The 13765-nt window shown below is 55.0% G+C and carries 12 protein-coding genes; 5 read left to right on the top strand and 7 right to left on the bottom strand.

The window, feature by feature from the left end:
* The first annotated feature begins 818 nt into the window (after positions 1–818).
* Positions 819–2123, top strand: coding sequence for a hypothetical protein (locus ACGHN1_RS14925; protein ID WP_390551673.1), 1305 nt, complete (start codon positions 819–821; stop codon positions 2121–2123).
* A 625-nt stretch (positions 2124–2748) separates the two neighbouring features.
* Here the strand turns inward: ACGHN1_RS14925 and ACGHN1_RS14920 are convergent.
* The 3 genes from ACGHN1_RS14920 to ACGHN1_RS14910 all read right to left on the bottom strand — a co-directional run bounded on the left by ACGHN1_RS14920 (position 2749) and on the right by ACGHN1_RS14910 (position 5484).
* Complete coding sequence (locus ACGHN1_RS14920; protein ID WP_390551672.1) at positions 2749–4014, bottom strand: serpin family protein; 1266 nt, start codon at positions 4012–4014, stop codon at positions 2749–2751.
* Positions 4011–4367 (bottom strand): hypothetical protein, encoded by a 357-nt coding sequence (locus ACGHN1_RS14915; RefSeq protein ID WP_390551671.1) that lies wholly within the window; start codon positions 4365–4367, stop codon positions 4011–4013. Before ACGHN1_RS14915 ends, ACGHN1_RS14920 begins: the two co-directional genes overlap by 4 nt.
* 226 nt (positions 4368–4593) lie before the next feature.
* The gene (locus tag ACGHN1_RS14910; RefSeq protein ID WP_390551670.1) at positions 4594–5484 is read right to left on the bottom strand and encodes a hypothetical protein; all 891 of its coding nucleotides are present in this window, start codon (positions 5482–5484) and stop codon (positions 4594–4596) included.
* An 814-nt stretch (positions 5485–6298) separates the two neighbouring features.
* Between ACGHN1_RS14910 and ACGHN1_RS14905 the strand changes: the two genes are divergently transcribed.
* Positions 6299–6748 (top strand): hypothetical protein, encoded by a 450-nt coding sequence (locus tag ACGHN1_RS14905; protein ID WP_390551669.1) that lies wholly within the window; start codon positions 6299–6301, stop codon positions 6746–6748.
* A 29-nt stretch (positions 6749–6777) separates the two neighbouring features.
* Here the strand turns inward: ACGHN1_RS14905 and ACGHN1_RS14900 are convergent, their stop codons facing one another.
* Both ACGHN1_RS14900 and ACGHN1_RS14895 read right to left on the bottom strand, forming a co-directional pair.
* Positions 6778–6912, bottom strand: a complete 135-nt coding sequence (locus ACGHN1_RS14900) for a hypothetical protein (protein ID WP_390551668.1) — start codon at positions 6910–6912, stop codon at positions 6778–6780.
* Between the two features lie 269 nt (positions 6913–7181).
* A complete protein-coding gene (locus tag ACGHN1_RS14895) occupies positions 7182–7622 on the bottom strand; it encodes a MucR family transcriptional regulator (RefSeq protein WP_390551667.1) in 441 nt (146 codons plus the stop codon).
* Positions 7623–7975: 353 nt separating this feature from the next.
* On the opposite strand from ACGHN1_RS14895, the gene ACGHN1_RS14890 reads away from it, so the two are divergent.
* Positions 7976–8545, top strand: coding sequence for a hypothetical protein (locus ACGHN1_RS14890; protein ID WP_390551666.1), 570 nt, complete (start codon positions 7976–7978; stop codon positions 8543–8545).
* Positions 8546–8687: 142 nt separating this feature from the next.
* On the opposite strand, the gene ACGHN1_RS14885 is transcribed toward ACGHN1_RS14890, so the two are convergent.
* Positions 8688–9929, bottom strand: a complete 1242-nt coding sequence (locus ACGHN1_RS14885; protein WP_390551665.1) for an anhydro-N-acetylmuramic acid kinase — start codon at positions 9927–9929, stop codon at positions 8688–8690.
* Positions 9930–10121: 192 nt separating this feature from the next.
* On the opposite strand from ACGHN1_RS14885, the gene ACGHN1_RS14880 reads away from it, so the two are divergent.
* Both ACGHN1_RS14880 and ACGHN1_RS14875 read left to right on the top strand, forming a co-directional pair.
* Complete coding sequence (locus tag ACGHN1_RS14880) at positions 10122–10559, top strand: hypothetical protein (RefSeq protein WP_390551664.1); 438 nt, start codon at positions 10122–10124, stop codon at positions 10557–10559.
* A 1011-nt stretch (positions 10560–11570) separates the two neighbouring features.
* Positions 11571–12353 (top strand): hypothetical protein, encoded by a 783-nt coding sequence (locus tag ACGHN1_RS14875; protein WP_390551663.1) that lies wholly within the window; start codon positions 11571–11573, stop codon positions 12351–12353.
* A 372-nt stretch (positions 12354–12725) separates the two neighbouring features.
* On the opposite strand, the gene ACGHN1_RS14870 is transcribed toward ACGHN1_RS14875, so the two are convergent.
* Positions 12726–13765: hypothetical protein (locus ACGHN1_RS14870; protein WP_390551662.1), on the bottom strand; the 1040-nt coding region annotated here is incomplete at its 5' end.

Here is a 13765-nt window from a genome sequence, read left to right as displayed (position 1 = left end):
TCGGGCCCAAAATAACTGCTTGGCTATGCTCGAACTCAACAAGAAGACGGTCGGCAACCTAGTGGAAAGCAGACTGCCTGTTTGGTGTGTGAGAACTGGAAAGCCATCGAAGTTCGGGCTAGCAGAGCAGGATGCCATCGACACGCACACGGCTCGCCTTGGGCGTATATATCGCCTGCTTCGGCATTGGGGTCGTCAGCCATCTAACAGATTTTGTATTCGGCGGTTGGCGGCCTTACTCTTTTGGGCCGCCCGTGTTGGAAGCGTTCTGGACTTCGCTTCTGCTCTTGGACGCGCTCGTCATAGCTTTTATCGTCTCAGGCTGGCGAAGGTGCGGCTTGGTGCTCTCAGCGGTCGTGATGCTGACCGACGTCTCGGCAAACGCATATGCGGCATTCGTGCTTCAGATACCCGGCTTCCAATTGTCTCTCGTCCTTCAGACAGGCTTCTTGGGCTTCGTCGTCGGTTCACTTCCCTTTCTATGGCCGTGTGAGGCTTCCTCTGCTTTTGGTGGATACGTAAGCAAGCGCTAACGACTGCAGCTGGATTCGTCCTCGACCGGACTTGGTTCTCAGAGCGAACCGAAATTTTTGCCAGCCCAGCCATCGCGTATGCGGCTCGGCGCTTTTCAGGTCCGCTGTCGCGTCGTTTGCAGAAAAACCGCAATAGAACATGCATTGGCTGAAGCTGTCGTTTAATTTATCCGGTCAGGATGCAATTCCTGTCGAGGTGAGCAGATGACATCTGGCAAAGGTCTGATCCGCCACGCAGCCGCAGTGCTACCGTTTTGCGTCGCTTCGGCAGGTTGTGTCGCTCCTATGAGCGCACGCCACCATTCGCAGCCGCTGACCTTGGACCTGACCCTCTTGCCGGATCGGCAGATTGTCGCGGCGTATCGAATTGCGGAGCCCACCCACGCACTGCACTTCCCGAATGAACTTGGCGGGTATCGCGTCGAAGCATGGCGTCCAGAGGATGGCGCCTTCAGGTGGGTCACCGAGGGCGATGGCGAGCGAGTCGAGCGCGCGGACGGGCGCCCCTTCACGGCTGTCAGTTTCGTTATTCCGATCGATTATCGCGAGTTGCCCAAGAGCTATGCGCCATTCTCGCCATTTAGCGAAGGCAGCACCCTGATACACTCCGGGCAGTTCCATGCCTGTCCGGCCGCACCCTGCGACAACCCCGACCCGTTGCCGATCTTAGTCGAGGCGGTAGGAGCAACGATTGGAGTGGGCGGTCGGCGAAGCGCCACTCGCGACCGGTTCGTCAGCAGAGACGATGGGACGAATATCTTTGTCGGGACCTTGGAACCGGTCGAAGCCGATGGCTTCGTCGCGGTGATCGATACGGGACTGCCGCCCGCTCTGCGTCGAATTCTCGATCGGTCTCTTCCGCAGGCGATGACATATTTTGCTTCTGTGTATGGACCTCTCTCATTCACGCCCGAACTTTATGTTTCGATTGATGACGAGCCCGAAAAGAACGGGAAAGTCTCGACCCAAGGCGGCACCTTACCGAATCAGGTCTTCATGCACTTCGATGGCGAGAACGCGCGCGAGCGGCTTGCTGAGGAAGATCCGCTGTGGCTGGAATGGTTCTTCGCACACGAAGCTGCCCATTTGTTTCAGCAGGACAAGGCCGGCGGTCTGGCCAGTGACAATACTGTAGCATGGATTCATGAAGGTGGTGCCGATGCCATGGCGGCACTGGCTATGGTGCAGCGCGGCTCGACGGAGCGATCCTATGCGCAGTCACGGTTAGAGCAGGCCCAGACGGCATGCGCGCAGGGCCTTGCGACATCACCGTTGAACAGAGCGACTGCCGAAGGAAACTTCGATCTTCATTATCAATGCGGGCTCATAATCTGGCTCGCGCTCGATCACGACCTGCGGCGAAATGGTAATGCTAATACCGGATTACATGACCTCAATCTCGCCTTCTTCGCGGCGGTGCGTAGCGGACAATCGTGGAGTGAACCGCTTTTACTTCAAATTGGGGGCCACGAAGGCGCTTCGCAATCGCTGCTGAAACACATTACGCGCCTCAATGACGTAAGGTATACAACTGGCGCTGTCGAAGAATTGGGCCAGTTGGCGAGAATTAGTTTGCAATCCGACGAATGACCGATTTTAGGATCGGCAACGGAATGTCCGCTTTCCACGATGCAATTCCCGAAAGCGGACTGGCAGCAGACGGCCCATATCTTGCCCTCTACGAAGTACCGTGACGACGAACCCCGCTCCTTTTTATGGCAACGTTCCTTGGTGGTTCCCCACCCCACCGTTGAGTAGCTAAGTTCGCGCTCGACCTTTCGCATGGTCCCGAAAGTCACTGTATCGACTGTGCCGCTCACCTGAGGGAGATGGTCGAGTTCGACCTCGAGCGGAGGAATGCGCGAGACGAACGGCTGGCTACTAAACATTGCCGGATCGCCTGCCACCTCGATCGCGATCAGACGCGGGAGTGCCTAAGGCCTTTCGGTTATCGCGAACCGAACGAGTGAAGGCATGGGCAACTTAGTAGCCGAGCCCAGTGTCATAGCGTTTCATCGGTGAAAGCATTCCGCGCAGGTAGGCGCGCATCTTTTGCGTCATCACCATGCTTGCCTGCGCGGTTTTCGATGGCATCGATCTCTTCCTTCGCGGGATTAGGAGGCTTCGGACAAGGTCATGTCCGCCTTGCGCAAGAACACGAGCCGCAACCGCGATCAAAAAAGGCTGGCCGCCAAACCGAAGACTATCCTCGTGGTTACTCCACAGGGGTCGGATCAGCAATGCGGCCGAAAAAGATCAGCGCTCCGCTCGCGCGGTCGCGGATGGTCAGAAGAAATGGGCGATCGACGATCATTCTTGGCAGATCGTCCGGCAGAAGCCGTGCACCGGTGACGACGATCTTTGAAGCCGTTACGGCGGCTGCTTCGGTGCCCTCTTCATCGACCCGCAGGAATGTTGCATGAGCGACATCGTCGATCGCAAGGGGTGCTGCGGCCATGTCGCCGAAATCCGCGCAATTGTCGTTAAAAGCACACGGCATGCCAGCCGCGATCAGTGCACTCTTTACGCTCTTGCCGAAACGCGCCTCGAACCTGGGCAGGCGAAGAAGGATCTGTCGTTCCACCGCCGCCCCTAGATCGAACCTGGCGTTGTTTCCTTGTATCGAGAGGTCGAAAGAGCCGGAACGTAGATCGCGCTCCCACTGCTTCAAAACATCCATGTCTTTGGGCAGAAACACTTCCATCTTGAAGCGCCCGTTTGTGCCATAGGGAAGCTGCACGGCCTGTCCCTCGCGCGTTTCGCGATAGGGCATCGGAGCAATCCGCTCCATCATGTAGATGGATTTCGTAATGCCGTCGCCGCGCGTAAACTCGCCCGTGGAGCCGTCCTCGAACGGCACCGACCAGTCGGCCTTGAACCAGACGGCGTTGGTAAGCACGGCTGCAGTGCGATCGTTAAACCCGTTGGCCTCGACAATCCTGGTTATCCGCTGACGGGTCTGCTCGCTCACCCAGGCATTGATCGTCTCGGCAGAACCATCGGGATCGCCGCCGAAATCAACCTGCCGCGTGGTGGCGCCGAAGCCATCCTTCGCAGAGAGCAGATAGTCTGGAGCGAAGGCGATTTCGTTCGACAGCCACAGCGAGTTGGCAACCGACAGCGCCACCTTATCGTCATCTGTTTGCGTCAACCAGCGGTCGTAGCTCTTGATCAGCAACTCTGGCTTGCTCGCTGCGTCCCAGCCGAGCAGCTCGCGCATTTCCGCCTCGGTTTGCCCCCGTGCACCGAGCAACGCCAAGCCTAGCCCCTCGCTAAGCGACAAGGGCGAGATGAATAGATTGTCGTTTGGCTCGGCTTTTTCCGCCAAGTCAGGATAGAGCCGCGCGACAAGCCGAGCTTGTCCTGCCGTGATGTCATTCGCAGCAGAATGCGATATTCGCGTTGATTCCAGCTGTGATGGGACAGTCGTACAGCCGCTGGCTAGCGCCAATACCGTGAGCGAGAAGAGGTAACGCCTCATCGATCCTGCTCCAGAAATTCGACCAGCCATTCCGGCAGAGGTCGCATATAACCCTCGGGGGTGCGGCAAAGGCCGAATGTCAGGCTGCTGCCCAGCGGGCACTCGGACGGGTCCGTTACCGGCAAAGGCGGCATTTTGACTATCGTCGTACCTGTGATTGGCGGCAGCGGGATGACGCCCCGGTCGAACAGCACAGTGCTCTGGCCGCGGCGCGTAACGATGCACCCGTCGATCGCTGCGATAGAGCCACGAAACAGCGCCTGGCCGCCAAAGGCATTCCGGTCGGCGATTATGGGCTGCGCTTCGATCATGGTCGTTGCGCAGCCAGACAGGGCCATGCCGATGACCAGCATCACAACAGTTTCCGGTTCCCAATCACGATTGGCTTTCCGTTCCGGGAGCTGCCGGCGGTCGAGGCATGATCGAGAGGATCTGCGCACAAAGCCGGGGTTCGGCGGCGCCGCCTCGAAGGCGACGGTCCGCGACCAGCTGCTCTCTTTCGACGAGGCAGTCGTTCGCCTGTCTCGTCGCCTCTGCATCCCTGACGCCGTGTTGCTGCGCATATTGCTTCACCACGAATCAGTCGCCGCCATATTCAGCCGCCTGGAGGAGCGATTTGACGAGAACGACGCGATGCTTGCCGCAAGCCTCGATCAATTCGGCAGGCGGATCGACCACTTCGCTGCGGTAACCGAGTTGCATCCGCGTGCCGACGCGAGCGAGCCGAGGCTGAAAGTTGGAATATCGCGACCGGAAAGCCATGTGACCGTCATTGTCGCGATAGACCCCAGTCCCAATGTCGAACATGGCGAGCGGATCATCTTCGCCTTCCTCATCGATGAAGAAGCATCCGTCGCGCAGCACGATCGCATCATAAGTCGCGATATCGGGCGTGGCACCAGCAATCCTGTCGCTAGCGGCAAAGTAACGGATATCGGATTGCACATGCTCGCTCAGCTGCGGCAGGTCCGGTTCCGAATAAGTGCTGAAGCGCAGTTGCAGATTGGCTGGAATCACCCATCCTTTCTCTTGGCGCAAAGCTTCGAACCGCGCCTTGGGAATAGAGATATTGAGCCAGGGCGCACTCATATTGCCGAACCCTTCTGAAGCGGTGTCGTGTCCAATCCTTTCGGCCCACTCGCGCGCGACTTTCTCTTGCTCGACCCGGGAAAAATCGCCCTGAGCCGCAACGAACAGCCGGTCTTGCGTGTAGCGCTTCAGGCTAGCATCGGGCTCGCGCAGGAAATAGACGAGCCCGGTCAGGGAGCCGAGACCATCATTGTCTGGACCGTCACGCCATCGCCATTCGATCCCGCCGAAATTGCCTATCTCGCTTTTCTTTAGACGGCGCAGAATCGGCAGGTTCCGCTGTTCAATCCGATCGGCGAAGATCGCGCGGCGATCCTGCAATGTCGGGGAATAGGGCGACGGCCTCAACTGCTCGAATGGCGCATAGATCGGCGCTTCCACGATGGTGGCGAAGGCGCTTCGCTCCTCCTTTGCGTCCGCGGCGGAGAGATCCGGGCATGCCGCAAAAACGCATGCGAGAACGACGGCAATGCGAATCAAGGCGCGGCCCTCTAATGTTGCAAAGTGAAATTATGGACTTCATTGTGAACGCAGGATAAATTCCTATTCTCACTCGGCGAGGCTCTTTTGCCGGATTCGTGAAAGACGTCTTCGCAACTTTTGCATAGATTTTTTTAAATTCGACCGCTACGACCACTTTCGATTTCGGCACGAACAAATCAGAGGGTTGAGCTGGGCGAACATCAGCGTCGAAAGCACGGCTTTCTTCATTCCGTAGCTAAAACTCGACGGTTTCCTGTCTGCCCCCTTTTCCAGCCTTTGTAGCATCGTCGATTTTTCTATCAGCTTCGCTAGTTCTGATTTTCGCCTTCGGAACCATAATGACCTCCGTTTCACCACAAATCGCAAGGGCGGCTCATATGACGATCAAGCCGATCATCGTTCCTCTTACGTCAGCGTTCCTCTCCTATTGCCCGCCTCGACCTCGAGCAGCCAGATATCGCGTTTGATCCCGTGCATGGTGAAAAAAGTTTATGCTCCGTCCGCGGCGATCACTTCAGGACGGTAATGGATTTCAACATGAGAGGGGCCATCCCCGATACGGACTATCGGCGATCCTCAAGAATGAACACCCACTAGGCTCGTCTGGATTAAGAATGGTCTGTTAATCATCCTCGATAGCAGTTTAATGACCAAAATAAGCTAGGCGTAAATTGTTGATATGACGAGATTTTCGGCAGCGAATGGGGTAATAATGGCAGAGTGGAAATCGCGTGATCATCTCGCGGAGTTTTGGGTTGCGGGGAAGCTGGTCGACGCCGGTTGGAACGTCTACTTCCCGCACCACGATAAAGGGTTTGATCTTATGGCGACCTTTACAGATGGTGCGCAGATGCAAATCCGTCCAATACAAGTAAAGGGAAAGTACCCGCGAGAGGGCACGAAGAACCGAAGGCAGTATGGCCATCGCGTCTCACTTTCCGCAATTCATGACCGTATGGTTCTCGCCATCCCGTATTTCGTCGATCCAGATGATCCAACTCCTCGGCATGTCGCATGGATGCCTCGGGAGAAAATCGTCAAGGAGGGCGCGTCCAAATGGAGATGCGAACCGGCGAAGCTGAAAGACCGTGTTCCGATTCCGCGCCAGGAATTTGCAAAGTATTTCGATCAGGATGGGCTTGAGTTGCTCAGGACAAGCTGAGGAATGCGGTCGATTGTTAGTCGCTAGACTCAGGCGAAGCGGATAACGATGGCGATCGCCGACATGCCCTGATCGGGGCCCAAAGCGACCACGAGGATGGAGGATACCGCCAAGATCTTGGCTACGACAATTCCGACGGGCGGTATGGGCCGGGGCGCAATCATCGTACGAACGCTTTCATAGCTCCCTGTCAGAATTCGAGTGGTCAGTCATACCGTCTCGTGGAGCCTTCAAAGGCTCTTTGCATTCGTACAGAACAAAGCAGAATGGTCAGCGACGCCTAGATTGTTCGATCAACCTGAAGCCCCACAGATTGCGACTAAAGTTAGCCATGCGCCCCGCGCGTGGCGCGAGGTATCAGATCGGGCTTAAAGCAAAACGTCCAGAGCCCACAGGGGCTGGGGAGGTGAGCTCAAGTCGGCGACCTCAACGTTCAGTCGGTTTTCTTCGTGCGCCCGCGCTTCTGGCCGGGCTTGCGACCGAGACCAATCTTCTTAGCAAGTTCGCGGCGCTTCTCCGCGTAATTCGGCGCGACCATTGGATAGTCCGAGGGAAGATCCCAGCGCTGGCGATATTCTTCCGGCGACATGTCATAATTGGTTCGAAGATAGCGCTTAAGCATCTTCAGCTTCTTACCATCTTCCAGGCAGACGAGATAATCGGGTTTGACCGAAGCGCGAACGGACACCGCGGGCTCGGGGCGTTCTTCTTCCGGCTGCGTTTCAATGCCGAGGCCCGAAAGGGCGGAATAGACGGTTTCGATCAGCGTGGGCACATCGACGACTTGGACGTTATTGTTGGCTACATGGGCCGCCACAATATCGGAGGTAAGAGTGATGAGCGTTTCCGACATATCGGTCTGGAATTCTACCATTGGGATCTCCTTTCCGGTCCCATTGCCGCCGTTTTACCGGAATGTCCAGAAAGAGACGTCCAGCCGCAGAAGCGTTAAAAAGTCTAGCTTAATTATTGTGAAACGATTTAAACCGATTTGCATTAAATTATATGGCGGGGGCCAAAATCCTTCTGGAACGGGTTTGCGCGCGCCGCTTAACATCGGCAATCGCACATTCGAACTCGCAAAATCGAAAACCACATGAGGCACCGCTCTTCAACGCCCTCCAGATCATCAACTAAGAGAAAATTCTTATGAGATAAGTAAATAGGCATTTTATCGTATCTTTTGTCGCAAAACAATCAAAGGTATGATAAGAAAATGAGGTTGAAATGAAAAAAGGCTGTATCGATAACCTGTTGGACATGATTGACGGAAAAATCACAGAAAATAGTCGTCTTTTGGAGCTTCGCCAGACACGCAATGGAAGTGAGTGCCCCACTTATGACCGATTTTTAAAGGATCTAAAGGACATATACTATGCGATTGAAATCACCTCCGGTCTTAGCGTTACGGCGGAACACAACACGCAGGCGAACATTGAACAGAGTCGTTTTGCTTTTATCAATGAAGTTTCCGCTGAGTTTGGCGTAAGACTTTATCGCACGCGTTTAGAAGCCGAAGACGCTTACAACAGCTTTTACACGCGAAATGAGGAACTATTCGAGGACGGCGAAGTTTCAGCGGATATCGTCGAGGTCACACCTCAAGATTGGAAACGCTCCGGCGTGCTCGCAAATCAATACGGCCACTTCTTCGTATGCCGATTAGAGGGCAGGATCGATATCTCATTCTTTTCCGATAGGGCCCGTCGTGATAATGCGATGCACGATTTCACCACTGGTGATGAATACAATGCGAACGAGCAGGTAATCGGGGGCGGTGTTGTGTTCGTAGGATGACTTAAAACTTCAAATGCTTTGTTACTGAGAAACGAGATTCCGGCACCCGCGCTAATTTTATAAAAGCCGACTTGTTCACACCCATGATCGTCAGGTCATGCCGGTCGATGCCGCGGATCGCGAGCAAGCGCCTTCTATGCTATTAAAGAGCCTTCTTTGCAGCTAAATTCAAAATTCCGCAGACCACCGGTGAAACGACCCCGGTGGTCTGCGGAAAGGTCGACGGTAGCTCAGCCAGTTTTCGAGCTGTTAGATAGGCGATGAGATGTGCCTCGACCGCATCGCCATCCAGTCCGACCGCTTCCGCGTCGACGACGTTGCCTAGCTTCATTCGTAGCCGTCGCATGATAGCCGGATTGCGACGCCCCCCGCCTACCACGATCCAGCGCTCGGGTTGGCGAGGCAGAAATTGTTGCGACCGCACGATAGCTTCCGCGCTGATCGCAGCTAGGGTGGCGGCGCCGTCTTCGACCGATAACCGATCAATGTTAGAAACAGATAGCTCATCACGGTCGAGCGACTTCGGCGGCATCCGGGAATAATACTCGTGAGCGAGTGCGGTTTCTAAGATCGTCTCATGGACCTTCCCTTTAACCGCGTGCTTCCCATCCTCGTCGAAATCCAGTCCGGCTCGATCACGCATCCAGTCGTCCAAACGCGCATTACCTAGACCCGCGTCGTACGCGACGATGCGTGTGCCGTCGAACCAAGTAACGTTGGCAATACCCCCTATGTTCACTATCGCGCTCGGGAGCGGGCCATCCCGCATTAGCGCCGCGTGAAAAATGGGCGCAATGGGGGCGCCTTGTCCGCCGGCTTCGACATCCTGAATTCGAAATTGATCGACGACATCGACGCTTATTGCCGCGGCGAGCTTCACAGCATCTCCAATCTGCACCGAAATGCCTTCGGACGGTCGATGGAGAATAGTCTGACCGTGCAAACCTACAGCGCGAACATCGGATGTAGAAATTGAGTGCATAGACAGAAACGTCTTTGCGGCCAGGACGTGCTCGGCAGTTACGGCTTCAATAAGTTCACGCGGCGCAATGGCATTGCCTGACGCGCGTCGGATCGCGCATCGCAGTTCCGCCCTCATCGCAAACGTCGTAGCGGGACCAAGTTCCGTGATCGCAATGCCATCTGTGCGCAATGCGGCGACATCGATACCGTCGGCCGAAGTTCCGCTCATCATGCCGATAAACAGGTCAGATCGCATGATTGGTCCCCAGCGGATCGATTTCCATGAGAAGGCTTCGAAATCACGGTCAGCCAGGCCAAGATAGATTAAGAAAGCAGCTATCTGCCATTGACGAAACCTAAGCACACCCCGAAGAATTTTACCGCCGCCTTCGATGTGATGGGCCCCGCCGACCGCGACCACGCGGACTTTCCCCCGAACGATTATCCTAATCAATTATGGAGCTGGGAAATCTGCAACATCGTGCCGCGTGCCCTGATAAAGTTGCCGCCTAAGGCTCTGACTGATATACGCCGCCTAGCATTGAGGGGTGCCTGTGAGGCTTTTAATTAAGCTGGCTGACGAATAATTGAAATCGAATTCCGGACGCACGGCTTGGAGAAGCAAGTGGCATTCTGTTACGATATGAAAAATCAGGTTGTCGTCGACAACGAACGCGATATCTCTTTAGAGCTTCTTGGAGGGCGTGCGGATCAGAATTATGTCGTTTTTCTTTTTTCGACGCCCGACTATGAACTAAAATTTACAAAATTTTGCTACATGCATGGTCTTCACTTCAGCTGGCCTGGTGATAAAGATGAGTACGGTCGTCTCCGTTCAATCATAACATATGATGAACGGGCCTATATAGATATCGGCGGGGGATACCCGATTTCGTCGGATGGCGAGTTTCGAAAGGAATTCAACGAGGATATAGATCGCGCAATTGTCTGTCATTACAGATTTGGAGGACGGTACGATGGTCCGATATATTTTTTATATGTTGGGGAGGACGGAAAAAACAAGAAATATCAAATAGAAGAGCATAGATGATTAGATAAATCTAATACTTAGTTGAAAGAAGAACCCAAAATAATCGATATTCGACGAAACCGTCTGGTTGTCATTTCTCGTCTGTCGTCAACGGCAAGGATCACGCTAATCTCTCGTATCGATGCAGTGCTTTCGGTCCAACAGGAACGGCGGCGGGCCGACTAGGATGATAGGCGCTGCAGGTTCTTACTAAGAACTAAGGCAACAATCCCGCGCGACACAATCTTACGATAATTGGACCATGAGTTTCGACAAAAAAGTCCCGACCGTTCAAATCATGCGGATCGAGGCGTTGAAGAAGCCTGAGTAGGCAGTCGGACATCCTCACATGAGCGGGCATATTTTAGCCGCCGAAATGCTACGCTTGTGTTGTCTTCGATACAGAAGGCCTTCGGCAAGTCGAAGCCAAATCTGGGCTCAACGCGTTACGATTGGGGGGGCTAGGATACGACCGTTACTTCACCCCGCGCGTTATGCCTTCGAGGGCGTGTGCCCAAGGCATATTTCGATCCTTGCATCGCGCGCAATGTCATTTGCTAGCTGAAAGCGTGAGCATAGCCCGCGCGGTGGTCGACATCGCCGAACGGGTTCGGATCGACGCTGCTGTGACTTGTTAAACCCAGATGGTTGAACGGTCCGCCAAACATCGCGCTATCTGTCGGTCGGTGGCCTTCTAACTACGCACCGTGAGTAAGCTTAAGGGCGGCAGCAAGGCATTCAACACAGTACCAACCGCTTCCTTCGACGAAATGCAGCGCTTCGCGATTGCGTTGAGAAAAAGGGCCGGCAATCTCAGGTATCGAAACTTTTTCGGAAGACTTCGATGATTGAGATCAGAAAATAGCGCTCATATTATTTTAGCATACGTAGTTGTTGAATGCTGGTATGTAATCATCATTCCTAACTTATTGGCCGTTCTTTGCCAGTGCGCTTACATGCTTCTCTCGTCGCGAAAGTGCGAAGCGACGGGGATTTAAAAGATCGATCTGCAAAATTGCAGAGAGACGAAAAATGAGCAAAAAGTCTGGTCTATCCAAGCCTATGGAAGAGGCGCAACGGCGTGCGGCGATACTTCGCCGTTACGATGCCGAGCCATTACGTACCGGCGAGGACGACGAGCGTTTCGCGAAAGAACTTGGCGTCGCCGTGCAGACGTTCCATCAGTTGATCCGCTCATGGCGGAGATACCGCGAGCCCAAAATGCTCCCAGGCGCTCGGACGAGAGCAACCGCTGCGGATCGAGAAGCTGCGATCGACGCCGCCGCGAAGCCTGATCTTTCGAACGTCGACCCGGCTCGACGACCGTTGGTCAGAAAGCGGATCAAGGTACTTCGCAGATACCTCGCTCTCGAAACGCCAACACCTGTCGATGAAGCCGCGGCCGCAGAGGAACTGGGCATGAGCTTGGGCTCCTTTCACCGGCTCCGGCGGAGCTGGACCATGTCCCGCGATCCCGCAACACTACCTGGAGGTTCCACTCCGGCGACCTTGAAAGACAGACGCCGGCCTGCGATCGGAGCCCAAGCGGAAGCCTGTATCGCGGCGGTCATCGAGGATTTGGGACCGCAGGCGACGACCGTAAGTGCTTGTGCCGATGTCTGCATCGGTAGGAACAATATCATCGGTCAAACTGAGATTACGCGAGGACAATTCGAGGTTATCTTCTCCGGCAAACCATCGAACAAGCCGATCGCCTCCGCGCCAAATAATCCATACCACATCAGTGTCTTGGCCTCCGCGCGTCAGACCGACAACACAAGCGTGAGTGTCCTCTCCTGTCGCTTCTCGACGTAGGTATGAGCCAACGACGTTTTGATAGCTGGAGAATTGCGGCCGAGTCTTGAGATCGAATGGTTTATAATCTGCAAGACGCGACGCGGCGAGGCGGGCGTCTTCAACACATGCGGTCGCGAAGGTCATCCCTATTGCTGCAACATATAAACCAATATAGCGCACGAGTTACCGCTCCCGTATGGACATTTGAGTCCCAAATCGTATCTGAAGTATTGATGTCCAATTTCGCACTTGCGAAACGCGAACCCCGATGTCCGAAACTAGAATTGTTAGCGGCTAGACCGCTTAGTGCGCAGTTTGCGCGATAGCCATCTGTCTGTTGCTAGATATCATGCCAGAAATTCGGAATGCTCAACGTGAAATGATAAGCGATCATTGGACTCCCGCGATACTCGCGACTTTGCGATGAACTGCTAGGACGGGATACCTCAAGATCAGTAGCTCCCACACCAACATCACTCGGCCTTCAACAGTACGACCGCCGACCTTAAAAAAATAGTCGAGCGCCAATCCACCTTTCTGCAAGCAAAATTCTAGCGCAGCCTCGGATGCGAGCTCCCGCCAGCCCTCGCGCCCGTCGTTGCTAAAAGACATCCGGATTCCTTCCCCCGAAAGCCGGATTGGCTCATCGCCAATGACGGATGCTACCGACTCAAGCGACAGGCCCTCGATCCAGATCCGCGGCCATTCACAGAGGCCGGAGGAAAGAAAACCGTTGGGCAAGCGGCGCACATCCCGGTGTTCAGTCAAAGCAATGTAGGAATTCGGTCCGTGAGAATGGGAGCCGACATGGACCCAGCGGTCGTCCCGGATCCCGAACTCGGCCATAGGACCTACAGGGGCGCTTTCCAGGTACAGCCGACCGCCTACCGGGGTGCGGGGGTGCGCTTCCGCACCATTCGCCTCCGAACGGCCATCTGGGATATAGGCACCGAAGCATGCTATCCGAGTAGCGGCATTGATCGTGAAGCTCGTCTCGACCCGCGCACCCCGCTGACCGGCCCAGAAATTCTGCTCACTCTTTAGCCAGTCCCGAAGGTGCGCGGAATGAAGCGCCGCCGACATGACGACCGTTATATCCCCGCCGTCCTCATCGATCCTAAGCCGCCAATCGGACAAGGGTTGTGTGAAGTTCTGGATCTGGCCTCGGCTCGTGATGGAGCCCGTCTGATGGAGAATTGCCATCTCCATTGGCCTCGTGGCTCCGAAGCGTAAAGCAAATTTCACCTGTGTGGCGAGCGGCTCCGGAACGTAAAGGACGGCACCCATTTCTTCGCTTTGAAAGAAGCCGGTCTCGTCGCGCAGAGCCCTACAGCGGACGATGCGCATGGTTTCACGATTAATCTTCAGGCATTCCACTTCGAGAGGACGGAACTCACCGGCATCATCGGCCGGATGAACCAATGTTCCCA

Source organism: Qipengyuania sp. MTN3-11, from assembly GCF_042851825.1.
GTDB lineage: Bacteria > Pseudomonadota > Alphaproteobacteria > Sphingomonadales > Sphingomonadaceae > Qipengyuania.
This window is presented reverse-complemented; position numbering and strand designations above follow the sequence as displayed.

Coding starts and splice junctions, on each gene's coding strand:
- ACGHN1_RS14925 (WP_390551673.1), top strand. CDS start 819: ATGAGCGCACGCCACCATTCGCAGCCGCTGACCTTGGACCTGACCCTC.
- ACGHN1_RS14920 (WP_390551672.1), bottom strand. CDS start 4,014: ATGAGGCGTTACCTCTTCTCGCTCACGGTATTGGCGCTAGCCAGCGGC.
- ACGHN1_RS14915 (WP_390551671.1), bottom strand. CDS start 4,367: ATGCTGGTCATCGGCATGGCCCTGTCTGGCTGCGCAACGACCATGATC.
- ACGHN1_RS14905 (WP_390551669.1), top strand. CDS start 6,299: ATGGCAGAGTGGAAATCGCGTGATCATCTCGCGGAGTTTTGGGTTGCG.
- ACGHN1_RS14900 (WP_390551668.1), bottom strand. CDS start 6,912: ATGATTGCGCCCCGGCCCATACCGCCCGTCGGAATTGTCGTAGCCAAG.
- ACGHN1_RS14895 (WP_390551667.1), bottom strand. CDS start 7,622: ATGGTAGAATTCCAGACCGATATGTCGGAAACGCTCATCACTCTTACC.
- ACGHN1_RS14890 (WP_390551666.1), top strand. CDS start 7,976: ATGAAAAAAGGCTGTATCGATAACCTGTTGGACATGATTGACGGAAAA.
- ACGHN1_RS14875 (WP_390551663.1), top strand. CDS start 11,571: ATGAGCAAAAAGTCTGGTCTATCCAAGCCTATGGAAGAGGCGCAACGG.